We start from the raw sequence: 22,447 nt of genomic DNA, 5'->3' as shown, positions 1-22,447 counted from the left end.
GGGCACGGGCGACCGGCGCTGAGGCGGACACGCCGACGAGCCGGGGCCGGACCGCCGTCCGGCTGCCCGTCCCGCTGCACTTCCGGCTGACCGTCCCGGTGCCCGCCCGGCTGTCCGTCCCGGTGCCCGCCCGGCTCGTCCCGGTGCCCGCCCGGCGCCTTCGACGAGGGCCGGACGGGCGGTGGCGGGCAGGTGTCAGGCGCTGGGGGACGGGGAGGGGCCGGGGGGCGTGCCGCCGCCCGGCATGCCCTCGCCGTCGTTGGTGGCGGCGGGGTCCACCGCCATCGTGAGATGGCCGACGACGCCGCGTTCGATGTGACGGTGGTCGTAGACGAGTTCGAGCAGGCCGCCCTGGGTACCGGTCCCCGGGTAGAGGGAGTCCTGGTCGAGGGTGACCCGTTCCACGGTGTTCGCCGAGTAGGGGGCGAAGCCGGCGGTGGCCTTCACCGCGTTCTCGGCGAAGTAGAACTGCCCGGTGTGGCAGGTGCGCCCGCCGGTGTAGCCGGCGGAGGTCCGGGTACCGCCGGTGTGCACCTTGGTGTGGATGTGGACGGCGCGTCCGGTGTACCAGCCGGGGAAGACGGTCCGGAAGGCGACGAAGCCCTGGTGGTCGGTCATCTGGATGCCGCGCAGCCAGGTGAGGTCGTCGGTCGGGGTGGCGTGGCCGCCGCCACCGCCCGGGGGCGGGCCCGACGGCGTGCCGGACGGCGGGCCGGACGGCGGTGTGCCCGGGGGCATGCCGCCGCCTCCGTTGCCGGTCTGGGTGTAGCCGGAGTAGACGCCGGAGGCGTCGCAGTGCCAGATCTCGACGGCCGAGTCGCGGAGGGGCCGGCAGGTCGCGGCGTCGACGGCGCGCAGGACGAGGAGGAGCGGTATGCCGGTGCGGTCCTCGACGACGTTCTTCCTGAACAGCTCGTAGTCGATGTAGTAGGGGCCCTCGATCTGTTCGGTGGTCAGCCGCATGCAGGCGCTGGAGGCCGATGCGGCGGCCTTCGCGGCGTCGAGGGTGGCGGAACCGGTGGAGGCGTCCCGGCCGGCGGCGTGCGCGACGGCCCCCGTCCCGGTGAGGGCGACGGCGCCGGCGCCGGCGAGGGTGAGCACGCGGCGTCGGGACAGGGTCCGGGAGACGACGGCGTTGTCGGGCTCGTCATGGGACACGTGTGACGCGTCGTGTATTGATTCGGTCATGTGCACGACAGTAGGAACCGCTCCTGTGACAGCACTGTGAATCAGCGCCCCGATCCGGTCGACCTCTGGCCGGTTGCCGACGGGCCACCGGACGGGAGTTCCTGGTATCGACTCGCGTGCGATTCGCAGCCGTTCGGGTCGACACGGCCATGCGGGAGCCCGCGTCCGGGCTCCCGCACCCGCCAAGACCGGCGGCCTGTGCGTCGACTCAGCGGCGCGACACGCACGTCACCTCGTCGGTGAGGCTTGTACGGCGCCGACTTCCCGGTGCGGTGTGCCGGTTACTCGTCGACGGCCACCCGGATGCGTCGGTCACCGACCGGAGGCCGCCGCGAGTCCGGACACGAGGTCCGCCGTGAAGGGCACCGCGATGCCGTGGCGTTCGGCCGCGCGCAGGACGGCTCCGCCGATGGCGTCGAGTTCCAGCGGGCGTCCCGACTCCGCGTCGCGCAGCATGGACGACTTGCTGTCGGCGGGGAACGCGTCGTAGCGCTCGAGGACTTCGGCGGCGACCGTGCGACCGCCGCAGGCCCGGCTGACCGCCACCGTCTCCTGGACGCAGGCCACCAACTCCTCCCGCCGTTCGGACCGGACGGCGCCGATGGGCAGGCGGTGCCGTGTGGTGAGCAGGGCGAAGGGGGCGAGGAAGGCCAGTTTCCCCCACAGGACCTGGTTCTCGTCCGGCATGACCCGGGCGGCCACGCCCGCGTCCGTGAGCAGCGCGGCGAGCGGGGCGAGCCGCTCCGGCGGACCGGCCAGGTCGATCTCGGTGAACGGGCTGCCGTGCTCGATGACGCCCGGCGCGGTGCGGGCGGCCTCGACGCGGACCACGGCCGGCACCACCGGTCGTGCGCCGTACCGCGCCCGCAGGGTCTCGACGTGGTCGACACCGTTGAGCAGCGGCACGAGCGCGCCGTCGGCGAGCAGCCGCGGCGGGACGCGGTCGAGCGCCGCGTCGAGCGTGGTGTTCTTGACGGTCACCAGACACAGGTCGACGGGCTCACGCAGTTCGGTGTCCGCCTCCACCTTCGCGGTCAGGTCGCCGAACTGCCTGCTGCGGACGCGGATCCCGTCCTGGCGCAGCTGATCGGCGGTCTCTTCGCGGGCGACGCAGACGACGCGGTGTCCGGCGCGGGAGAGCAGCGCGGCGAGCAGGCCGCCGACTCCTCCGGGGCCGAGCACGGCGACGGTCGCGGGGGACGGGTTCGGGTCGGATGCGACGGTGAGCTGTCCGGAATCGGACATGGTCGGGTTCCTCTCTCGGCTTGCGGGTCGGCATCCGGAACGGATTGCCGCCCTGGGCAACGCCTGGTCATTTACTCAGACTTGGGCCCGCTCGCGCCACCACGCGGCCGTGTTCGCCAAGGGCGCGGGACGTCTCGACGGACACGAGGGCGTCGGCGTCGCCCGCTGTCAGCCCCCGGCCTTCGAGGCGGCGTCGGCGTAGGTGCTGATCTCGATCAGGTTGCCGTCGGGATCGCGCAGATAGGTGCTGGTCACGGGGCCGAGGGCGCCGGTGCGCGACACCGGGCCCGCCTCCGGTGTGATGCCGCGGGCCGCCAGGTGTTCCCGCACACGCGCCTGCGGTGTGTCCGTGACCAGGCACAGGTCGGCGCTGCCGGGGGTCGGGCGGGCGGCGTGCGGCTGGATCTCCTCGCCGGCCCGGTGAAGATTGATCTTGCTGCCGCCGAAGGACAGCGCGCGGCGGCCGTGGCCGAAGGTCACCGGCTCCATGCCGAGGACCCGCCGGTAGAACTCGACGGTCCGTTCGATGTCGGTGACGGTCAGCACCAGGTGGTCCAGGCCGGTGATCAGCGGTCCTGGCTGCGGCTCGAAGGCGTGGGGGCCGAGCACCCGGGTGCAGGCGGCCCACGCCTCGGCGGAGAGCAGGTCGCGCGAGCGGGCGAAGAGCTCGTACAGGGCGGCGCCGTGACGGGCGGCCAGTTCCTCGTTGTGCGCCATCACGTCGAGTTCGTTGGCGGCGGTGATCTCCAGGAAGGCGCGCAGGTCGGCCTCGGCGGGCGTGTGTTCGCCGCCGGTGAAGCGGTCGCGGAACACCGGCGGCCGGTCACCGCCGAGCCGTGGGTACACGGCGCCCCGGTCGCAGCTCCCGTAGAAGTGGACGAGTGCCTCGGCGCGCTCGCCGATCAGCTCGGCGAGCGTCGCGCGCTCGGTGAGCGGGAGCAGGTCCTGGTCGAATCCGTCGGTTCCGTAGGCGGCGTGGCACAGTCCCGCGATCTGGACGTCGGGGTCGGCGCCCCATTCGGCCAGCGTCCGCGCGACCCGGACCAGATGGGCCAGCAGCGTGCCACCGGGGTGGGGCACGCGGTCGGCGCCCCGGTGACGCAGGAAGTCCTCGACGGGGGACCAGGGGGACACGGGTTCACTCCGGCTCGTCATCACGTCACGAGTTATAGTCGTGACGTGAATGTCGAGGCAACCCCTCCCGGCGAGGTGCCCGAGGAGGAACTGCGGTTCAACTTCCGCTCGGGCAGGCTGTGTCTGGCCTTCGTCGCCACGGTGGGCGAGCGCTGGCGCGGCAACCACGAGCGCCTTCGGGAGCCCGCGGATCTGGCGCGCTGGTACCGGGAGGCCGGTCTGCTCGACCGTCCGCCCGTGATCACCTCGGCCGGGCTCGACACGGCCCGCGCGCTCCGTGAGGCGGTCCACCGCATCGCGCGGGCGCTGATCGCCGGACGTCCGCCGGCCGGCGCGGACGAGGCCGTCGTCAACGCCGCCGCCGCGGCCCCGCCGCTGGTCCCGGTCCTCGACTCCGGGGCCGCCCGGCTGGTCCTGCCCTCCGCGGACGGTCAGGAGGCCGCGCTCAGCACGGTGGCGCGCGATGCCGTCGACCTGTTCACGGGCGTCGGCGCCGACCGCATCCGGGAGTGCGCCTCCCCGACGTGCGCCCTGCTGTTCGTCGACACCAGCCGTCCCGGCCGACGCCGCTGGTGCTCCAGCACGGCCTGCGGCGGCAAGGACCGCGCCGCCGCCTACCGCCGCAGACGTGCCGCGGACAAGAACCCCGCGGACGGCGCAGATCAGCCGACGGGCCCGGTCTGAACCCAGGCCCGGCCCGAACCCTGGCCAGGTCTGAAGCCTGGCCAGGTCTGAGCCCCGGCCCGTCTGAACCCCGGCGCGGCTCGGCCGGCGGACCAGGGGCGGGCCTGACGGACCGGGCGGGCCCGGCGGGCCGGGGCGGCCCCGGCGGGCCGTGTCTCGGTCCGGTGCGGGTCAGGGGCGCCCGGAGGAGTCGGGCGCGACCACCCGGAAGCGTTCGGCGACGACGAGGGTGTCGTCGCCGACGACCGGAGTACGCCCCAGGAACGCGCTCACGCCCTCGCTCCGGAAGAACTCCTCGTGGGCCGCCCGCCACTCGGCGACATCGCGGTAGCCGCGTCCCTCGGCGCGTGCGAAGTCGTCGTCGATCTCCTTCATGGGAACGACCCGTACGTCGACGAGCTCTATCGTGACGGCCGGACGCCCCTCGGAGTCGAGCACCGAGAACCGCTCGCCGGCCGCGGGCACCGCTTCCCCGGCGTGCTCGTAGATCTCCAGCAGGCCGGTCAGCGCGGTCTTGCTGCCGTCCAGGATCGCCGCCACACCGCGGTCGCGCTCCGGACCCGGGAACGCGAGTTCGAGACTCGGAAGATCGTCATGTCCCATCGGGCGAGCGTACGAAGCCCGGTCGAGCCGATCAAGAGGCGCCGCCCGCCCGCGCCGAGCGCCCCCACCGCCATGCGCCCGCGCGGAGGCCCGCCCACGCCGAGTGCGGAGACCCGCCCACGCCGAAGCCCGGAGACCCGCCGCACCTTACGAGGGTGCGGGCCGGCCCTGCGGGGGCCCTCCTGCTCATGCCCCGCACCCTGACGGCCCCCCGGGACACCGCGTGGAGCGCTCTCCGCCCGACGCGACGGCCGGCCGCTTGCCCGTCACTTCCGCCAGAACAGGTGGTGTGTCACGCCGCTCGGGCTGGGGACGACGTCGAGGTGGAACCGGTCGAGCAGTTCCTCGGGCGAGTCCCACAGCCGCAGTCCGGACCCGATCCGCACCGGCGACACCGCCACGTGCAGGGTGTCGACGAGGTCGGCGTCGAGGAACTGCCGGATGGTGGTGACCCCGCCGCCCAGCCGTACGTCCTTGCCCCGTGCCGCCTCGCGGGCCTGCGCGAGGACGGTCGCCGGGTCGCCGTCGACAAAGTGGAACGTGGTGTCGGAGAGCGTGAAGGAGGGGCGCTTGTGGTGGGTCATCACGAACACCGGGGTATGGAACGGGGGCTCCTCGCCCCACCAGCCGCGCCACTCGTGGTCGTGCCAGGGCCCGCGCTGGGGCCCGAACTTGTTGCGGCCCATGATCTCGGCGCCGATGTCGTGGGCGAAGTCCCGCGTGAAGTAGTCGTCGAGGCCGCGGCTCCCGCCGGGGGCGGTGCGCCCGACCCAGCTCGCCGTGGCGAAGGCCCAGGCGAACAGCTCCTCGTGGTCGACGTGGCCGAACGGACGCTCGAGGCTCTGGTCCTCGCCGGCGCCGATCCCGTCGCTCGAGACGTTGAAGTTCTGCACTCGCAGCAGTTGGGCCATCTGTTCCTCCTGTGTCATGGGTCGCCAACGATGGTGAGACCCTTCGGACGGGAAGAACTCATCGGCGCGCCCATGTGCTGCCGGAAATCGGAGCCCGCACGGCCGCGCCGGGCCCGCACGACCGCGCCGTAGCCCGCACGACGTCAGCGCGGCCGGACCGGCCGCGCCGGGGCCCGCGACCCCGCGCAGGCTCGCTCCCCGGACCGTCGGCGCCCCGCGGACGACGCCAGGCCCCGCCCGGCCCGCCAGGCCCCGCCCGGCCCCGCCCGACCCTTCCCGGCCGCCGGGGCCTGGCCAGGGCAAGGGCGGCAACCCCGGTCATCCCGCGGGCGGATCCTGCCCGAGTCCGGGCCCTGGTCCGGGCCGTGGCGGCCGCTGATCAGCGGGGAGCGGTCGCCTCCAGTTCCCGCTTGAGGTTGCGCAGCGTCTTCTCGATGTTGCGGGCCTGGAAGTCGGCGAACGTCGAGCCCGAGGTGACGATCCGGTCGAAGACGCCGGCCACGAGGTCGGGCCACGCCCGCCGGTCGTCGGTCCAGGTCTCCGTCACCCGGGTACCGGAGCCCTCGGGCTCGAAGGCGTACTCCCAGGTGGCGATCGGGCCGCGCAGCCGAGGGCGCTTCAGGCCGATCGCGTGGACGCGGAAGGCGAAACGGCGGCCCGGATCGGCCGCCGTCACCGTGCACCGCGTCGTCCACCGGAACGCCCCTCTCTTGTTGCGCCCCACGAACGTCGTGCCCCGTTCGGCGGGGCCGTCGGGCGTGCCCTCGGCCGTCCCCAGGTTCTCCGGGCTCCAGCGGCCCATGTCACCGGGACGGCTGACCGCCCGGTAGGCCGCCTCGGGCGAGACGTCGATCAGGACACTGCGGGCCACGGTGAGGACACGGGTCACGGTGGCTCCCTTCCCAAGAGGACGGACAGGAGTGCTACTGACGAGTAGCAATCATGGCACGGGAGAGCCCCGACCGGGGGCCGATGAGGTCGCGGAGGGCTTTGAGCGCGGTGACAGCTCGCGGCTCTGGACGCGGACCACCGGCTGCCCTGGCCGCCGGCCCGTTCCGCACGGCCCGGCCGTCCCGCCGCCGTACGGGGCGGCCGGGTTCCGGTCACCCGGCGTCGAGCTGGTGGTCTGCCCAGACGTAGGTCTCGGGCAGCAGGTCGGCGACGGGGACGGCGCGGAGACGGTCGCCCGTGCCGACGACGACCGACAGGTCGGGGAAGTAGTCGAGGAGGGCCTGACGGCACCGGCCGCACGGAGGAATGACCCCCCGGTCGCGATCCCCCACGGCGACGATGGTCTCCAGGTCGTAGGCGCCCTGGGCGGCCGCCGCGCCGATGACGACCAGCTCGGCGCAGGGGCCGCCGGTGAAGTGGTAGGCGTTCACGGCCGTGACGATGCGGCCGTCGCGGGCGCGGGCCGCGGCCGCCACCGTGTGGTTGTCGCCCCGGCAGCGGGTGCGCGCCACGTCCGCCGCGGCCTGGACGAGTTCGTGGTCGACGGGAGGGGTCTGCGTGCTCATTCCGCCGATCGTGCCACGCGCCCCGCACGCGCGTCGCGGCACCGGACGTCGGCCCGGTGCGGGCGGGGACGACCATCCGGTGCGGGCGGGGACGACCATCCGGGGGCGGACCCGCCCGGGACCTGTAAAAGGGCAGGTGAGGCCGGGGTCACAGTCACGGGGAGGGAAAGGTCACAGCCACGCCCTCTGCTGCGTCTCCCGATCTTTGCCCTAGCATCCCGAGCATGACGGTCCTGCCTGACGACGGGCTTGAACTGGCCGGTGAGTTCCCTGACGTGACCCATGAGCAGTGGCAGCGCCTTGTGGCGGGTGTCCTGCGCAAATCGGGCAAGGACGTCGAGGGCGCCGCGGCCGAGGAAGCCCTGTCCACCGAAGTGGAGGACGGGTTGCGCACCCGGCCTCTCTACACCGCGCGCGACACCGCGCCGGAACCGGGTCTCCCCGGGTTCGCGCCCTTCGTCCGCTCGGGCCGGGCAGAGGGGAACACCGCGGGCGGCTGGGACATCCGGCAACGGCACACGGTGGCCGACCGCGACACGGTGCTCACGGACCTGGAGAACGGCGTCACCTCCCTCTGGCTGGCCGTCGGCGACGGCGGCATCGAGGTGTCTCGACTCGGCACGGTCCTCGACGGCGTCTATCTCGACCTGGCGCCCGTGGTCCTCGACGCGGGCCGGGAGACGGAGCCCGCGGCGCGGGAGCTGCTGCGGCTGTACGAGGAGCGGGGCGTCGCCCGGGACGCGGCGCGCGGCAACCTGGGCGCGGACCCGCTCGGCCACGAGGCACGCACCGGGCACCGAGGCGACTTCTCCGCCGCGGCGGAGCTGGCGCGCACCTGCTCCGCGGAGTACGCCGGGCTGCGGGCGCTGACCGTGGACGCGCTGCCGTACCACGAGGCCGGCGGTTCGGCCGCTCAGGAGCTCGGCGCCTCGCTGGCCACCGCGGTCGCGTATCTGCGGGAGCTCACCGAGGCCGGGCTCGGCGTCGAACAGGCCTGCGCGCAGCTGGAGTTCCGGTACGCGGCGACCGCGGACCAGTTCCTGACCATCGCCAAGCTTCGGGCCGCGCGCCGGCTGTGGGCGAAGGTCGCCGAGGTGTGCGGCGCGCCCCGCGCGGGGGCGCAGCTCCAGCACGTGGTGACCTCGCCGGTGATGATGACGCGCCGCGACCCGTGGGTGAACATGCTGCGCACCACCGTGGCCACCCTGGCCGCCGGGGCGGGCGGCGCCGACTCGGTGACCGTGCTCCCCTTCGACCACGCGCTCGGTCTGCCGGACGCCTTCGCGCGCCGTATCGCCCGCAACACCTCCACCATCCTCATCGAGGAGTCGCACCTGTCCCGGGTGATCGACCCGGCGGGCGGCTCCTGGTACGTGGAGCGGCTCACCGACGAACTCGCGCAGGCCGGCTGGGAGTTCTTCCGCCGGATCGAGCGGGCCGGCGGCCAGGCGGCCGCGCTGCGCTCGGGCGACCTGGAGCGGGAGCTGGCCGAGACCTGGCGGGAGCGCTCGCAGCGGCTGGCGAAGCGGCGCGAACCCATCACCGGCGTCAGCGAGTTCCCGCACCTCGCGGAGAAGCCCGTGGTGCGCGAGAGCGCGCCCGAGACGCGGTCCGGCGGTCTGCCGCGGGTGCGCCGCGACGAGGCGTACGAGGCGCTGCGCGCCCGCTCCGACGCCCATCTGGCCGCGACGGGCGCCCGCCCGCGGGTCTTCCTGGTCCCGATCGGCCCGGCCGCCGCGCACACGGCGCGTCTCACCTTCGCCTCGAACCTCTTCCAGGCGGGCGGCGTCGAGCCGGTCACCGAGGGCTCCTTCGAGGACAGCGGAGCGACCGAGGTGTGCCTGTGCTCCAGTGACGCCCTGTACGAGGAGCAGGCGGAGACCGTGGCCGCCGAACTGAGGGCGGCCGGCGCCTCGCATGTGTTCCTCGCCGGGCGGCCCGGGCAGTACAGCGGTGTCGACTCCTACGTCTTCGCGGGCTGCGACGCCGTGGCCGTGCTCTCCGCCACCCTCGACCGCATGGAGGTGTCCTGATGGGAATCCCCGACTTCACCGGGATCGAGCTGGGCAGCCCGTCCGTCGACGGCGACGCCGACCAGTGGCGTGCCGCCGTCGGGAAGGCGGCCGGCGGCGAGGGCGTGGACTGGGAGACCCCGGAGGGCATCCCGGTCAAGCCGCTGTACACAGGGCGGGACCTGGAGGGCCTGGACTTCCTGGACACCCGGCCGGGCATGGCGCCGTATCTGCGCGGCCCCTACCCGACGATGTACGTGAACCAGCCGTGGACGATCCGCCAGTACGCGGGCTTCTCCACGGCCGAGGAGTCCAACGCCTTCTACCGGCGCAACCTGGCGGCCGGCCAGAAGGGCCTGTCGGTCGCCTTCGACCTGCCCACGCACCGCGGCTACGACAGCGACCACCCGCGGGTGACCGGTGACGTCGGCATGGCGGGCGTGGCGATCGACTCGATCTACGACATGCGGCAGCTGTTCGACGGCATCCCGCTGGACCGGATGACGGTGTCGATGACGATGAACGGCGCCGTGCTGCCGGTGCTGGCGCTGTACATCGTGGCGGCGGAGGAGCAGGGCGTACCGCCGGAGAAGCTGGCGGGGACCATCCAGAACGACATCCTCAAGGAGTTCATGGTCCGCAACACCTACATCTATCCGCCGAAGCCGTCGATGCGGATCATCTCCGACATCTTCGCCTTCACCTCGCAGCGGATGCCCCGCTACAACTCCATCTCCATCTCCGGGTACCACATCCAGGAGGCGGGGGCGACGGCCGACCTGGAGCTGGCGTACACGCTCGCGGACGGTGTGGAGTACATCCGCGCGGGCCGCGAGGCCGGCCTGGACGTCGACGCGTTCGCGCCCCGGCTGTCGTTCTTCTGGGCGATCGGCATGAACTTCTTCATGGAGGTCGCCAAGCTGCGCGCCGCGCGCCTGCTGTGGGCGAAGCTGGTCAGGCAGTTCGACCCGAAGAACGCCAAGTCGCTCTCGCTGCGCACCCATTCGCAGACCTCCGGCTGGTCGCTGACCGCGCAGGACGTGTTCAACAACGTGACGCGCACCTGCGTGGAGGCGATGGCGGCGACCCAGGGGCACACCCAGTCGCTGCACACCAACGCCCTGGACGAGGCGCTGGCGCTGCCCACCGACTTCTCGGCGCGCATCGCCCGCAACACCCAGCTGCTGATCCAGCAGGAGTCGGGCACCACCCGGGTCATCGACCCGTGGGGCGGCAGCGCGTACGTGGAGAAGCTGACGTACGACCTCGCGCGCCGGGCCTGGCAGCACATCCAGGAGGTCGAGGCCGCCGGCGGCATGGCGCAGGCCATCGACGCGGGCATCCCGAAGCTGCGGGTGGAGGAGGCGGCGGCGCGCACCCAGGCGCGCATCGACTCCGGCCGCCAGCCGGTCATCGGCGTCAACAAGTACCGCGTGGACAGCGACGAGCAGATCGAGGTCCTCAAGGTCGACAACTCCTCGGTGCGCGCCCAGCAGATCGAGAAGCTGCGGCGGCTGCGCGCGGAGCGCGACGAGGCTGCCTGCCGGGACGCGCTGGACGCGCTGACCCGGGCCGCCGACGGCGAGGGCAACCTGCTGGAGCTGGCGGTGCGCGCGGCCCGCGCGAAGGCGACCGTGGGCGAGATCTCGGACGCCCTGGAGAAGGTGTACGGGCGCCACGCCGGGCAGATCCGTACGATCTCCGGTGTGTACCGCAACGAGACCGGCGAGTCCCCGTCCGTGGACCGCACCCGCACGCTGGTGTCCGCCTTCGAGGAGGCCGAGGGGCGCCGGCCGCGCATCCTGGTCGCCAAGATGGGCCAGGACGGCCACGACCGCGGCCAGAAGGTGATCGCCACCGCCTTCGCCGACCTCGGTTTCGACGTCGACGTCGGCCCGCTGTTCCAGACCCCGGCGGAGGTGGCCCGCCAGGCCGTCGAGGCGGACGTGCACATCGTGGGCGTCTCCTCGCTGGCCGCCGGCCATCTCACCCTGGTGCCGGCGCTGCGCGAGGCGCTGGCCGAGGAGGGCCGGGAGGACATCATGGTCGTGGTCGGCGGGGTGATCCCGCCGCAGGACGTGCCGGAGCTGCTCCGGATGGGCGCGGCGGCGGTCTTCCCGCCCGGCACGGTCATCCCGGACGCCGCCTACGACCTGGTGCGCCGGCTGGCGGACGAGCTGGGGCACGACCTTTGAGGGCCGGGGCGGTCGACGTCGACGCGTATGTGAAGGGTGTCCTCGACGGGAAGCGTGCCGTCATCGCGCGCGCCATCACGCTCGTCGAGTCCACCCGCCCCCAGCACCGGGCGCAGGCGCAGGAGTTGCTGACGGCGCTGCTGCCGCACGGCGGGCGGGCGCGGCGGATCGGGGTCAGCGGGGTCCCGGGGGTCGGCAAGTCGACGTTCATCGACGCGTTCGGCACGATGCTGACCTCGCTGGGGCACCGGGTCGCGGTGCTCGCCGTCGACCCGTCCTCCAGCCGGACCGGCGGGTCGATCCTGGGCGACAAGACCCGGATGGAGCGCCTCGCGGTGGACCCGGCGGCGTTCGTGCGCCCGTCGCCCACCGCGGGCACGCTGGGCGGGGTGGCCAAGGCGACGCGTGAGTCGATCGTGGTCATGGAGGCGGCCGGCTACGACGTGATCCTGGTGGAGACGGTCGGTGTCGGCCAGTCGGAGACCGCGGTCGCGAACATGGTCGACTCCTTCCTGCTGCTCACCCTCGCCCGTACCGGCGACCAGTTGCAGGGCATCAAGAAGGGCGTGCTGGAGCTGGCCGACGTGATCGCGGTCAACAAGGCGGACGGCCCGCACGAGCGCGACGCCCGGTCGGCGGCGCGTGAACTGGCGGGCGCGCTGCGCCTGATGCACGGCAAGGACGCCTTCTGGACGCCGCCGGTGCTCAGTTGCAGCGCGCGGGAGTCGGCCGGTCTGGACACCGTCTGGGAGCGGCTGGAGCAGCACCGCACCCTGCTGGACTCCACCGGGCGGCTCGCCGCCAAGCGCCGCGACCAGCAGGTGGACTGGACGTGGGACATGGTCCGCGACGAGATCCTGGGCCGGCTCCACGCCGACCCGGCGGTGCGCGCTCTCGCGCCGGCTCTCGAACAGCGGGTCAGGCAGGGCGAGTTGACGCCGACGCTGGCCGCCGAGCGGATACTGGGAGCGCTCGGGAGCGGCGGGGACGGGGCGGTCTGAGAAGGGCCCCGCAGGGCCGGTGCGTCGGCCGGCGCGCGGGCGGCTCGGTTTGCCCGCGCCGAGCGTGCCGGTCAGGACCCCCGCCGTGGCCGCCGGCACGATCGGCTTCGTCGGCCGCGTAGCACCGCACGCGGCCGCGCCCTGGTGGGCCGCCGGCGTGTGCGGGTGGTGCCGGTCGCTGTGCTCCTCGGCGCGGTCCTCGGCGCGTTCCTCGTGCGCACGGCGGACGTGTGGGCCGTACCGTCATCGCGCCGGCCCGGCTCGGCGCCGGCCTGATGACCGCGGTGATCGGGACGCCGCACTTCCCGCATCCGCCGGTGTGCGGCAGGCGGTGGCCCCCGGTGCGGGGCCCGGCCGCCCGCGCCGGGGTCCGTTCGGGTGATCTCGCGCGTCCGCCGGGTCTCCGCCCCCGCCGAGTGGGTACGTGGACAGTCCGTGCCGTGCGGTCGAGCACGGCGCGGCGCACGGCATCGGACCCACCGGTTGGAGACACGCTCGTGGACACGGACGGACAGCCGGACGCCGAGCCCCTGCACTGCCTGGTCACCGGGGCGTCCGGGTACGTCGGGGGCCGTCTGGTGCCCGAGCTGCTGGAGGCGGGCCACCGGGTGCGCTGCCTGGCGCGCTCCCCCGGCAAGCTGCGGGACCATCCCTGGGCGCGGGACGTCGAGACCGTGTCCGGCGACGTCACGGACGCCGCCTCCGTGGCCGAGGCCATGCGCGGCATCGACGTCGCCTACTACCTGGTGCACGCCCTCGGCACCGGCGCGGGTTTCGAGGACACCGACCGCCGCGCCGCCCGCGTCTTCGCCGAGCGGGCGCACGCCGCCGGGGTGCGGCGGATCGTCTACCTCGGCGGACTGACCCCGTACGGCGTGCCGGAGGACGAGCTGTCCCCGCACCTGAGGTCCCGCGCCGAGGTCGGGCGGATCTTCCTGGACGGACCCGTGCCCGCGACCGTGCTGCGGGCGGCGGTCGTCATCGGCTCGGGATCGGCGTCGTTCGAGATGTTGCGCTATCTCACCGAGCGGCTGCCGATCATGGTGACCCCCAGCTGGGTGCACACCCGCATCCAGCCCATCGGCATCCGGGACGTGCTGCGCTACCTCGTCGGCTCCGCCCGCATGCCGCGGGACGTCGACCGGGCCTTCGACATCGGCGGGCCCGACGTCCTCACCTACCGCGAGATGATGTGCCGCTACGCCGCCGTCGCCGGCCTGCGCCGCCGGCTCATCGTGCCGGTGCCCGTCCTCACGCCCGGCCTGTCCAGCCACTGGGTCGGCCTCGTCACCCCGGTGCCCGCCGCCATCGCCCGGCCGCTGACCGAGTCGCTGCGCCATGAGGTCGTCTGCCGGGAGCACGACATCGCCCACTACGTGCCCGACCCGCCGGGCCGTCCGATGCCGTTCGACGAGGCGCTGTCCGTGGCCCTGCGCAAGGTGCGCGAGGCCCAGGTCGCCACCCGGTGGTCGTCCGCCGCCGTGCCCGGCGCGCCCAGCGATCCGCTGCCCACCGACCCGGACTGGGCCGGCGGCAGCCTCTACGAGGACCAGCGGCAGTCACTGGTCGACGCGCCCCGGGAATCGCTGTGGAAGGTGATCGAGGGCATCGGCGGTGACAACGGCTGGTACTCCTTCCCCCTGGCCTGGGCGGTCCGCGGCTGGCTGGACCGCTTCGTCGGCGGGGTCGGCCTGCGCCGCGGCCGCCGCGACGCCGAGCGGCTGCGGGTAGGTGACTCGCTGGACTTCTGGCGGGTGGAGGAGATCGAACCCGGCCGTCTGCTGCGGCTGCGCGCCGAGATGCGGCTGCCGGGCCTCGCGTGGCTGGAGATGTACGCCGAGACCGACGACACCGGGCGCACCCGTTACCGGCAGCGCGCCCTGTTCCACCCGCGCGGCCTGCTGGGACACGCCTACTGGTGGTCCGTGGCCCCGTTCCACGCCGTCGTCTTCGGCGGCATGGCCCGCAACATCACCCAGGCGGCGGCCAAGGGCATGTCCGCCCGCCGGAAGTGACGCCGTGAGCGTCGCCGTCCTCCTGCCGAGCGCGCGCCGGAAGTGACGCCATGACCGTCGCCGTCGTCGCGTTCACCGAGGACCTGTCCGGCCTCTCTCCCGCGCTGCCCGCCGGAGGCGAGCGGGCCGGGCGCGAGCGCCTGTCCCGGTGGGTGTGGGCGGGCCCGGCCGCACACGCCGACCGGCACGACGACCTCGGCGGCGACGCGACCTCCCGGGCGCCGACACCCGCCCCCACCGCGTCCTCGACCGGGTCGTCCAGGGCAAGCGCTACGACCCGGACGGCACGTACGTACGCCGATGGGTGCCCGAGCTGCGCGAGGTGGAGGCCCGGTTCGCGCACGAGCCGTGGCGTCTGCCCGCAAAGGAACGCGCCGCGCTCGGCCACCCGCAGCCGCTGGTGGACCTCGGCGAGGGCCTGGCGCGCTTCCGGCACGCCCGGGGCCGCGGCTGAGGGCGGCGCGGGGCCGGTCGGCCGTCCGGGCGGTACGCCGGTGGAGTGACGGGTGCGCCGGGGGCGTGCCCTGACGGTGGGCCACGGGGCAGGGATCAGCGCATCCGCGCGGCGACCGCGCGGCTCACGCACCGGTGTGCGGGTGAGCGAGAGTGGGAGAGCGTTGTCCATGCTGCGACCGCGGCCCCCGGGGGCCGCACCGACCGGCCGCGCCCGGGAGGACGGGTGAGGACGGTGCCCGGGGCGACCGGGCACGTCGTCGTCGTGGGGGCCGGCCTGTCCGGCCTCGCCTGCGCCCTGCACCTGCTCGGCGCCGGCCGGCGGGTGACGGTCGTCGAGCGCGACGCCGGGCCGGGCGGCCGGGCCGGGCGGGTGCGGCTCGGCGGCTACGAGTTGGACACCGGTCCCACGGTGCTGACCATGCCGCACCTGGCCGACGAGGCCTTCGCCGCCGTCGGGGACCGTCTCGACCGCCATGTCGCGCTCACCCCCCTGCACCCGGCCTACCGGGCCGCCTTCGCCGACGGCACCTCGCTCGACGTGCACACCGACGGCGAGGCGATGGAGGCGGAGGTGCGGCGCTTCGCCGGTCCGGCGGAGGCCGCCGGCTACCGCGCCCTGCGCGACTGGCTGACCCGGCTGTACCGGGCGCAGATGCGGCGCTTCATCGACGCCAACTTCGACTCGCCCCTCCAGCTCCTCACCCCGGACCTGGCCCGGCTGGCGGCGCTCGGCGGCTTCGGACGTCTGGACCGGCGCGTCGGCCGCTTCCTGCGCGACCCCCGGCTGCGCCGGGTCTTCACCTTCCAGTCCCTGTACGCCGGAGTCGCCCCCGCCCGGGCGCTCGCGGCGTACGCGGTGATCGCGTACATGGACACGGTGGCCGGCGTCTGGTTCCCCGCGGGCGGCATGCACGCGCTGCCCCGCGGTATGGCGGCCGCCGCGGCCGGTGCGGGCGCGGAGCTGCGCTGGTCGGCCGAGGTGAGCGGGCTGGAATGCGCGGCCGGCCGGGTGCGGGCCGTACGGCTGGTCTCGGGCGAGCGGATCGCCTGCGACGCGGTGGTGCTGAGCTGCGAGCTCGCCACCGCGCACCGACTGCTGGGCCGCGCACCGCGCCGCCCGGTGCGGCTGCGGCACGCGCCGTCCGCCGTGGTGCTGCACGCGGGCTGCGACCGTACCTGGCCGGGCCTGGCCCACCACACCCTGTCCTTCGGCGCGGCCTGGGAACGCACCTTCGACGAACTCACCCGCACCGGGCGGCTGATGAGCGATCCGTCGCTGCTGATCACCCGTCCGACAACGCACGATCCGGCGCTCGCGCCCCCCGGCGGCCACCTCCACTACGTCCTCGCGCCCTGCCCCAACACCGACGTCGGTCCCGGCGCCGCCGCCTGGCGGGACCTCGGCCCGCGCTACCGCGACAGCCTCGTCGCCGAGCTGGAACGCCGCGGCCTGACCGGATTCGCGGCCGGGGTGCGGGAGGAGCTGCTGGTGACACCGCTGGACTGGACGGCCCGGGGCCACACGGCGGGCACCCCGTTCTCGGTCGCGCACACCTTCGCCCAGACCGGCCCGTTCCGGCCGCGCAATCTGGTGCGCGGGCTGGAGAACGCCGTCCTCGCCGGCTGCGGCACCACCCCGGGAGTGGGAGTGCCGACCGTGCTCGTCAGCGGCAAGCTCGCCGCCGCCCGGATCACCGGCGGCTCGCGTCCCCGGCGCGTCCCCCACCGCCCCGCTTCGCGCCTCGCGCGGACCGCGGCCGTGCCCACCGCGGCAGGCGCCCATGACCCGGCGTGAACTGGACGCGGCCGGGATCACCGATCCCGCGCTGCGCGCCGCCTACGCCCGCTGCCGCCGGCTCAACGCCCGCCACGGCCGGACCTACTTCCTGGCCACCCGGCTGCTCCCGGTCGAGCGCCGCTCGGCCGTGCACGCGCTGTACGGCTTCGCCCGCTGGGCCGACGACATCGTGGACGACCTCCAGCGGGACCGGGCGCCCGCGGAACGCGACCGGCTGCTGCGCGCGCTGGAGAGCGACCTCGCGCACGCCCTGCGCACCGGCGGCGGGTCCGAGCCGGTGGTGCGCGCGGTGGCCGACACCGCCGGGCGCTACGGCATCGAGCACACGCTGTTCGCCGACTTCCTGGCCTCCATGCGGGCCGACCTGGACGTCACGGACTACCCGACCTACGCCGACCTCAGGGCGTACATGCACGGCTCGGCGGCGGTGATCGGGCTGCAGATGCTGCCGGTGCTGGGCACGGTGGCGCCCCGCGCCGAGGCCGCGCCGCACGCCGCCGCCCTCGGCGTGGCGTTCCAGCTCACCAACTTCCTGCGGGACGTGGGCGAGGACCTGGACCGGGGCCGCGTCTACCTGCCCGCGGACCTGCTCGCCGCGCACGGGGTGGACCGGCCGCTGCTGGAGTGGAGCCGCCGTACCGGACGGCAGGACGCGCGGATCCGGGCGGCGCTGGTGGCCGTGGAAGCCCTGACGCGCGGGGTGTACCGGGACGCGGAGCCGGGCATCGCCATGCTCGATCCGCGGGTGCGGCCCTGCATCCGCACGGCGTTCACGCTCTACGGCGGCATCCTCGACGCCATCGCCGAACGGCGGTACACGGTGCTGCACCAGCGCGCGACGGTCTCCCGCAGCCGCCGCGCGGCCGTCGCCGCCGTAGGGGTCGCGCGGATCGCCCAGGCGCGGTGGCGGGCCCACGGTGCGCGGCCGGCGCCGGCGCCCGCCGACGCCGTGGCGCCGGCGCGGAAGGGAGCCGTGCCGTGACGGACCCCACGGCCCGGACCGGCTGGCGACCGCCGCTGTGCCGGCGGCGGGGCGGCCGGGCGGCCTGGGCCGCGCAGCGGCCGACGTGGCGTGCGGCCCGCCCGGCGCTGATCGCCGACGCGCTGAAGCGGGCGTCGGCCCGGCCGTCCGGCAACTGGTTCGTCGTCGCCGCCGCCCGGGAGGTGCGGGCCGGCGGGCCGCCGTACGGCAGGACGGTCGGCGGGGTCGAGGTCGTGCTGTGGCGTTCGCCCGGCGGCACGCCGCACGCGGGCCCGGGCGTGTGCCCGCACCTCGGGGCGCCGCTGCGGGAGAGTCGGGTGGTGTGCGGCACGCTGGTGTGCCACTGGCACGGCCTGGCCCTGGACGGCGGACCGTTCGCCGGCTGGGAGCCGTACCCGGTGTACGACGACGGGGTGCTGGTGTGGGTCCGGCTGGACGCGGTCGGCGGCGAGGAGCCGACCCGACGGCCCGTGGTGCCCGAGCGGCCGGCGGCGGCCGGCGCACTGGACGCGGTGTACACGGCGGTGGGGCGGTGCGAGCCGCAGGACGTCGTCGCCAACCGGCTCGATCCGTGGCACGGCGCGTGGTTCCACCCGTACTCGTTCGTGGACCTGACGGTGGCCCGGCCGCCGCGGGGCGAGGAGGACGACGTCTTCGTCGTCGACGTCTCCTTCCGGGTGACGGGGCGGTTCGTCGTGCCGGTCCGGGCGGAGTTCAGCGCCCCGGAGCCGCGTACGGTCGTCATGCGGATCACCGACGGCGAGGGCGCCGGGTCCGTGGTGGAGACCCATGCCACACCGCTGACGGGCGAGGCGGACGCCAAGCCGCGGACCGCTGTGATCGAGGCGGTCGTCGCCGCCTCGGACCGCCGCGGTTTCGCCCTGGCCCGCGCCGTCGCCCCCGCCCTGCGCCCCCTGGTCCGCCGCACGGCGGGCCGCCTGTGGCGCGACGACCTCGCCTACGCGGAACGCCGCTGGGAGCTGCGCAGCACGGGACGCTTCCCGGGCTGAGGGACGGCGCCCTCGCCGGGTGGCGCCGGTCAGCGGCGGGCGGCCGCGCCCAGGGCGCGCAGGACCGGGGAGCGGCCCCTGCGGGGCACGGTCCACAGGGTCTGGCCGCGCACGTCCCACGCCCGTAGGAGCGCGCCCGCCGCCAGGAAGCCGGTGGTGGCGGCGCGTTCCATCAGGGCCACGGGCAGATCGCAGCGGATCGCGTCGCCGGCCAGCACCACCCGCGGGTGGGGGGTCGCCACGCCGGGCCGCCGGGCGTGGGAGCCGACGGTGAACAGCGGGCAGTCGGCGTGCCATGCGTGCCGGGCGTCGACGATCCGGGCCGGGCGCGTCTCGGGGTAGACCCGGTGCAGGCTGCCGAGGAGGCGGTCCTGCACCGTGCGCCGGTCTGCCGGTCCGGTGACGGCGTAGGCGTGCAGTTCCACCACCGAGCCGCCGGTGCGGGCGGCCCAGCGGGCCGCCTCGCCCTCGTAGCGGTCGAGGACGCTGACGTTGTCGAGTCCGCCGTACCCGCTGGTGCCGAGGAAGCCGGGCCGGTCGGCGCGGACGGGCCGGTCGAGCCAGAGCCGGGAGACGAGGAAGGGCGGGGCGGTGCGCAGGGCGGCGACGTCGGCGCGCCAGGCGGGCGTGCCCAGGCCGGGCGAGGCGGCGACGAGCGCGCGCAGCGCCCCGGGGTCGCAGGCGAGGACCGCCGCGTCGTGGCGGTGGGCGGCGGTGTCGGTCCGCACCGTCACCCGCCCGTCGTCCTCCGGGTGCAGCGCGCGTACGGCCGTGCCGGTGCGCAGGCGCACGCCCAGGCGCTGGAGGTAGTCGCCGAGCGGTTCCCACAGCGCCTGCGGGAACGGCTCGTCGGGCACGTCGAAGAGCAGGCCCTCGGCCGAGCCGAGGAAGTAGATGTGGAACATGAGCATGAGTTCCGCGGCGGACAGTTCGCGGGGGTCGGCGAAGAAGCTGCGGGAGAACACCTCGAACGCCAGGTGGTGCGCGGCCGCGGGGAAGCGGACGCTCTGCAGGAAGCGGGTGGCGCTGAGCGAGTCGAAACGTTCGTAGACCTCGGGCACGCGGACGTCGAGGAGCGGCAGCGCGGCCCGGGGGTCCATGGCGGCGAGGTCGCGCCAGCCGAAGGTGGGGCTCAGGGCGACGAAGCCGAGGGCGCTGAGGGGCGGGGTGCGCGGGACGCGGGCGAAGCTGTCGGTGAGGCCGCCGCTGTGCCGCAGCGGGTAGTCGCGCAAGGGACGCAGCCGGTCGAGGCCGGGGTCGGTACGGCGCAACAGGCCGCGCAGGTTGTAGTACTGGCGAAAGAAGGCGTGGAAGCCGCGGCTCAGGGTGGCCCGGGTGCCGTCGGCGAGGCGGGTGCGTGCGCCGGAGAGCCGTCCGCCGAGCGCGTCGTGCTGTTCGTAGAGGGTGACGCGGGCGCCGCGTTCGGCGAGCAGGGTGGCCGCGGCGAGGCCCGCGATGCCGCCGCCGGCCACGGCGACGGCCGGCGCGTCGGTGCGGTGGAAGCGGTCCCGGCCGGGCGCCGGGAGCAGGACCTCGGCCTTGCGGTCGCGGCCCCGCCGGGCCGCTCGGTGCCGGGCGCTCACCGGGCGCTCCGCGTGTCGGCGGGGCCGTCGGCGGTGGCGTCGGTGGGGCCGTCGGCGGAGGCGTCGGTTCGGGCGAGGAAGGTGTGGACGATGCCGGTCTGCCACCCGGCGACCGGGACCGCGCGTGCGCCGGTGAAGCCCGCGTCCGTCAGCCGGGCGGCGAACTCGGGCGCGGTGTCGAAGGCGAGGACGCTGCGCCACAGGTGGCGGTAGAGGGCGCGGTCGCCGCCGAGCGTGCCCGCCGGGATGATCAGCCCTCGGCACACGGCCGTCCACAGGGCACGGTGGGCGGCCGAGCCGCTGAGGCTGTACTCGTGGACGGCGAGGCGGCCGCCCGGCCGCAGCAGGGCGCGTACGGCGGCGAGGACGCGGTCGGGGTCGGTGACGTTGCGGAACAGGTACGCGGCGAACACCGCGTCGAACGGTCCTTCTTCGACGGTGCTCAGCTCCTCGGCGGTCAGGTGCAGGAAGCGCACCCGGTCCGGCCAGGTCTTGGCGAGGGCGCGCCGCAGCATGCCCGCCGAGGCGTCCACGGCGGTGATCCGGGCGTGCGGCGCCGTCCGCAGCAGGGCGCGGGTGGAGGCGCCGGTGCCGCAGCCGAGGTCGAGGAGGTGCAGCCCGGCGCCGCCGTGGGGCAGCCGGAGCCGGCGTGCCGAGCGAGCGAGGTCGGTGCGGTAGCCGGGGTTGAGGGCGGTGAGGCGGTCGTAGCTGTGGGACGCGTGGTCGAAGGCGCGTGCCAGGTCGTGGTCGCGCAGCAGGGTCATCGGCGGCTCTCTTCGGCTCGGGGCGCGAGGGGGCGGCGGGGCCGTAGGGGGAGTTCGAGTGCGGTGCGGAGCAGGGGGCCGACGGGGCAGCGCAGACCGATGCCCCAGTCCTCCAAAGGGGTGGTGGCGCCGTCGAGGAAGCGGAACAGGCGGTGCGGCGGGATGTCGCGGAACAGGCCGGTGAAGAAGGCGGGACCGTCGATCCGCCCGGTGTCCAGGGCGCGCAGCAGCACGGCGTCCATGGCCAGGGTCCGGCGCCGGTACGGCCGGGGCGCGACGGCGCGTCCGGTGCGCAGGGCGGCCGCGATGGCGCGGCTCTGCCGCTGGACGGCGGCGAAGGTGTAGCCGGTCGCGGGGCGAGTGGCGCCGCCCGCGGCGCCGATGCGGACGGCCGCTCCGTGCCGGCGCGGGAAGCGGGCGTCCGTCATCGGGATGACGCCCTGCTCCGAGGCCTGGACGGTGAAGGCCCCGAGCCGGAGCACGTCGCGGCTGTAGCGGGCGAGCGCGGCCTCGTAGGCGGGGGTGGTGAGCGGGGCGCGGGAGAACTCGGTGTACTCCACGAGCGCCCGGTCGGGGGCGAGCGGCAGTACGTATCCGAAGGCGAGGCCGTGGGGTGGCTGCGGCACCCGGAAGTCCATCAGGTCGGCGACGCCGGGATCGAAGCGGGCCGTGTCGGTGTGCACGAACCAACCGCGGAAGTGCTGGAGCAGGAGGGTCCGGGCGGGCAGTGGGGCGGGCAGCGGCCGGGAGTCGAAGACGTGGCGGGCGCGCAGCCTCAGCGTCCGGCCGTCGGGCGTCGTGCAGCCGACCTCCGCGCCGTCGGCGGTGGCGCGCACGGTGTCCGCGGTGGCGCGCAGAAGGCGCCCGCCGGGGGTGCGGGCGAGCCGGGTGTGCACCAGCCGTTCCAGCGCCGAGGACCGGATCATGCGGTAGGTGAACGGCCACGGCCGCACGGTGAGGGGAGCGCCGTCGGCGCCGTGCACCCTCAGCCGGGACCAGGAGGCGCCGACCGCCTCGTCGAGGTCGCCGGTGCCCTGGTCCCAGTGGCACCAGGTCCGTTCGGCCGGTCTCCGCGGCCCGTCCGGCGCCTCCACCAGGGTCACGGTGGGTGGGCCTTCGGCCGCCAGCCGGTACGCGAGCGAGAGGCCGGCCGCCCCGCCGCCGACGATGACGACGTCCGACACCTCCTCGCCGCCGGCGGCGGTCGTCGGCTCGTGCGTGGCGTAGGCGTCCACGTCGTCACTCCGGGGGCGCGGGTGCGGGCGGGGGTCTCTTCGGATGGGGAGGGTGCGGGCAGGGGGCTCTCGCGTGGAGGGTTCCCTCTTACCGCGCCGCCGGTGGTGCCACCC

At 75.1% G+C, this 22,447-nt stretch carries 18 protein-coding genes and 2 pseudogenes; 10 read left to right on the top strand and 10 right to left on the bottom strand.

The window, feature by feature from the left end; all coding sequences use genetic code 11:
- Positions 1-195: 195 nt before the first annotated feature.
- From ACH5A8_RS12140 to ACH5A8_RS12130, 3 genes are all read right to left on the bottom strand, one after another.
- Positions 196-1,188, bottom strand: a complete 993-nt coding sequence (locus ACH5A8_RS12140) for an intradiol ring-cleavage dioxygenase (protein WP_399000772.1) — start codon at positions 1,186-1,188, stop codon at positions 196-198.
- A 312-nt stretch (positions 1,189-1,500) separates the two neighbouring features.
- A complete protein-coding gene (locus ACH5A8_RS12135) occupies positions 1,501-2,433 on the bottom strand; it encodes a ketopantoate reductase family protein (RefSeq protein ID WP_399000770.1) in 933 nt (310 codons plus the stop codon).
- A 168-nt stretch (positions 2,434-2,601) separates the two neighbouring features.
- Entirely contained in the window at positions 2,602-3,567 is a 966-nt protein-coding gene (locus tag ACH5A8_RS12130) for a VOC family protein (RefSeq protein ID WP_399000768.1), read from the bottom strand.
- A 45-nt stretch (positions 3,568-3,612) separates the two neighbouring features.
- Between ACH5A8_RS12130 and ACH5A8_RS12125 the strand changes: the two genes are divergently transcribed.
- A complete protein-coding gene (locus ACH5A8_RS12125; protein WP_399000765.1) occupies positions 3,613-4,251 on the top strand; it encodes a CGNR zinc finger domain-containing protein in 639 nt (212 codons plus the stop codon).
- A gap of 171 nt (positions 4,252-4,422) precedes the next feature.
- Here ACH5A8_RS12125 and ACH5A8_RS12120 read toward each other — a convergent pair whose 3' ends face one another.
- From ACH5A8_RS12120 to ACH5A8_RS12105, 4 genes are all read right to left on the bottom strand, one after another.
- Entirely contained in the window at positions 4,423-4,854 is a 432-nt protein-coding gene (locus ACH5A8_RS12120; RefSeq protein WP_399000763.1) for an ASCH domain-containing protein, read from the bottom strand.
- Positions 4,855-5,120: 266 nt separating this feature from the next.
- The gene (locus ACH5A8_RS12115) at positions 5,121-5,765 is read right to left on the bottom strand and encodes a dihydrofolate reductase family protein (protein WP_399001474.1); all 645 of its coding nucleotides are present in this window, start codon (positions 5,763-5,765) and stop codon (positions 5,121-5,123) included.
- Between the two features lie 379 nt (positions 5,766-6,144).
- Positions 6,145-6,654: an SRPBCC family protein gene (locus tag ACH5A8_RS12110; RefSeq protein ID WP_399000761.1), complete on the bottom strand. Its 510-nt coding sequence runs from the start codon at positions 6,652-6,654 to the stop codon at positions 6,145-6,147.
- Between the two features lie 214 nt (positions 6,655-6,868).
- Positions 6,869-7,282: a cytidine deaminase gene (locus ACH5A8_RS12105; RefSeq protein WP_399000760.1), complete on the bottom strand. Its 414-nt coding sequence runs from the start codon at positions 7,280-7,282 to the stop codon at positions 6,869-6,871.
- 224 nt (positions 7,283-7,506) lie between these two features.
- Between ACH5A8_RS12105 and ACH5A8_RS12100 the strand changes: the two genes are divergently transcribed.
- From ACH5A8_RS12100 to ACH5A8_RS12060, 9 genes and pseudogenes are all read left to right on the top strand, one after another.
- Positions 7,507-9,315 (top strand): methylmalonyl-CoA mutase family protein, encoded by a 1,809-nt coding sequence (locus ACH5A8_RS12100; RefSeq protein WP_399000758.1) that lies wholly within the window; start codon positions 7,507-7,509, stop codon positions 9,313-9,315.
- Complete coding sequence (gene scpA / locus ACH5A8_RS12095) at positions 9,315-11,489, top strand: methylmalonyl-CoA mutase (RefSeq protein WP_399000756.1); 2,175 nt, start codon at positions 9,315-9,317, stop codon at positions 11,487-11,489. The genes ACH5A8_RS12100 and scpA overlap by 1 nt, the downstream gene beginning before the upstream one ends.
- On the top strand, positions 11,486-12,490 hold the full coding sequence (gene meaB, locus ACH5A8_RS12090; protein ID WP_399000754.1) for a methylmalonyl Co-A mutase-associated GTPase MeaB: 1,005 nt from the start codon (positions 11,486-11,488) through the stop codon (positions 12,488-12,490). Before scpA ends, meaB begins: the two co-directional genes overlap by 4 nt.
- A 31-nt stretch (positions 12,491-12,521) precedes the next feature.
- Positions 12,522-12,822, top strand: a pseudogene (locus ACH5A8_RS12085) (iron chelate uptake ABC transporter family permease subunit); the annotation flags it as partial.
- Between the two features lie 165 nt (positions 12,823-12,987).
- Positions 12,988-14,505, top strand: coding sequence for an SDR family oxidoreductase (locus ACH5A8_RS12080; protein ID WP_399001472.1), 1,518 nt, complete (start codon positions 12,988-12,990; stop codon positions 14,503-14,505).
- Positions 14,506-14,722: 217 nt separating this feature from the next.
- Positions 14,723-14,959 (top strand): annotated as a pseudogene (locus tag ACH5A8_RS12075) (FAD-binding domain-containing protein); the annotation flags it as partial.
- 225 nt (positions 14,960-15,184) lie between these two features.
- Positions 15,185-16,756 carry a phytoene desaturase family protein gene (gene crtI, locus ACH5A8_RS12070; protein ID WP_399000752.1) on the top strand — a complete coding sequence of 524 codons (1,572 nt, stop codon included), beginning with the start codon at positions 15,185-15,187 and terminating at the stop codon, positions 16,754-16,756.
- The gene (locus tag ACH5A8_RS12065) at positions 16,743-17,741 is read left to right on the top strand and encodes a phytoene/squalene synthase family protein (protein WP_399000750.1); all 999 of its coding nucleotides are present in this window, start codon (positions 16,743-16,745) and stop codon (positions 17,739-17,741) included. The genes crtI and ACH5A8_RS12065 overlap by 14 nt, the downstream gene beginning before the upstream one ends.
- Positions 17,738-18,751 (top strand): DUF5914 domain-containing protein, encoded by a 1,014-nt coding sequence (locus tag ACH5A8_RS12060; protein WP_399000747.1) that lies wholly within the window; start codon positions 17,738-17,740, stop codon positions 18,749-18,751. The genes ACH5A8_RS12065 and ACH5A8_RS12060 overlap by 4 nt, the downstream gene beginning before the upstream one ends.
- 29 nt (positions 18,752-18,780) lie before the next feature.
- Here the strand turns inward: ACH5A8_RS12060 and ACH5A8_RS12055 are convergent, their stop codons facing one another.
- The 3 genes from ACH5A8_RS12055 to ACH5A8_RS12045 are packed head-to-tail and all read right to left on the bottom strand — an operon-like array spanning position 18,781 to position 22,333.
- Positions 18,781-20,334 carry an FAD-dependent oxidoreductase gene (locus ACH5A8_RS12055; RefSeq protein ID WP_399000745.1) on the bottom strand — a complete coding sequence of 518 codons (1,554 nt, stop codon included), beginning with the start codon at positions 20,332-20,334 and terminating at the stop codon, positions 18,781-18,783.
- On the bottom strand, positions 20,331-21,098 hold the full coding sequence (locus tag ACH5A8_RS12050; RefSeq protein ID WP_399000742.1) for a methyltransferase domain-containing protein: 768 nt from the start codon (positions 21,096-21,098) through the stop codon (positions 20,331-20,333). The genes ACH5A8_RS12055 and ACH5A8_RS12050 overlap by 4 nt, the downstream gene beginning before the upstream one ends.
- Positions 21,095-22,333 (bottom strand): FAD-dependent oxidoreductase, encoded by a 1,239-nt coding sequence (locus ACH5A8_RS12045; RefSeq protein WP_399000740.1) that lies wholly within the window; start codon positions 22,331-22,333, stop codon positions 21,095-21,097. Before ACH5A8_RS12045 ends, ACH5A8_RS12050 begins: the two co-directional genes overlap by 4 nt.
- Positions 22,334-22,447 lie beyond the last annotated feature (114 nt).

It is taken from the genome of Streptomyces sp. NPDC018610 (assembly GCF_044391765.1).
In the GTDB taxonomy this organism is placed as follows: domain Bacteria; phylum Actinomycetota; class Actinomycetes; order Streptomycetales; family Streptomycetaceae; genus Streptomyces.
This window is presented reverse-complemented; position numbering and strand designations above follow the sequence as displayed.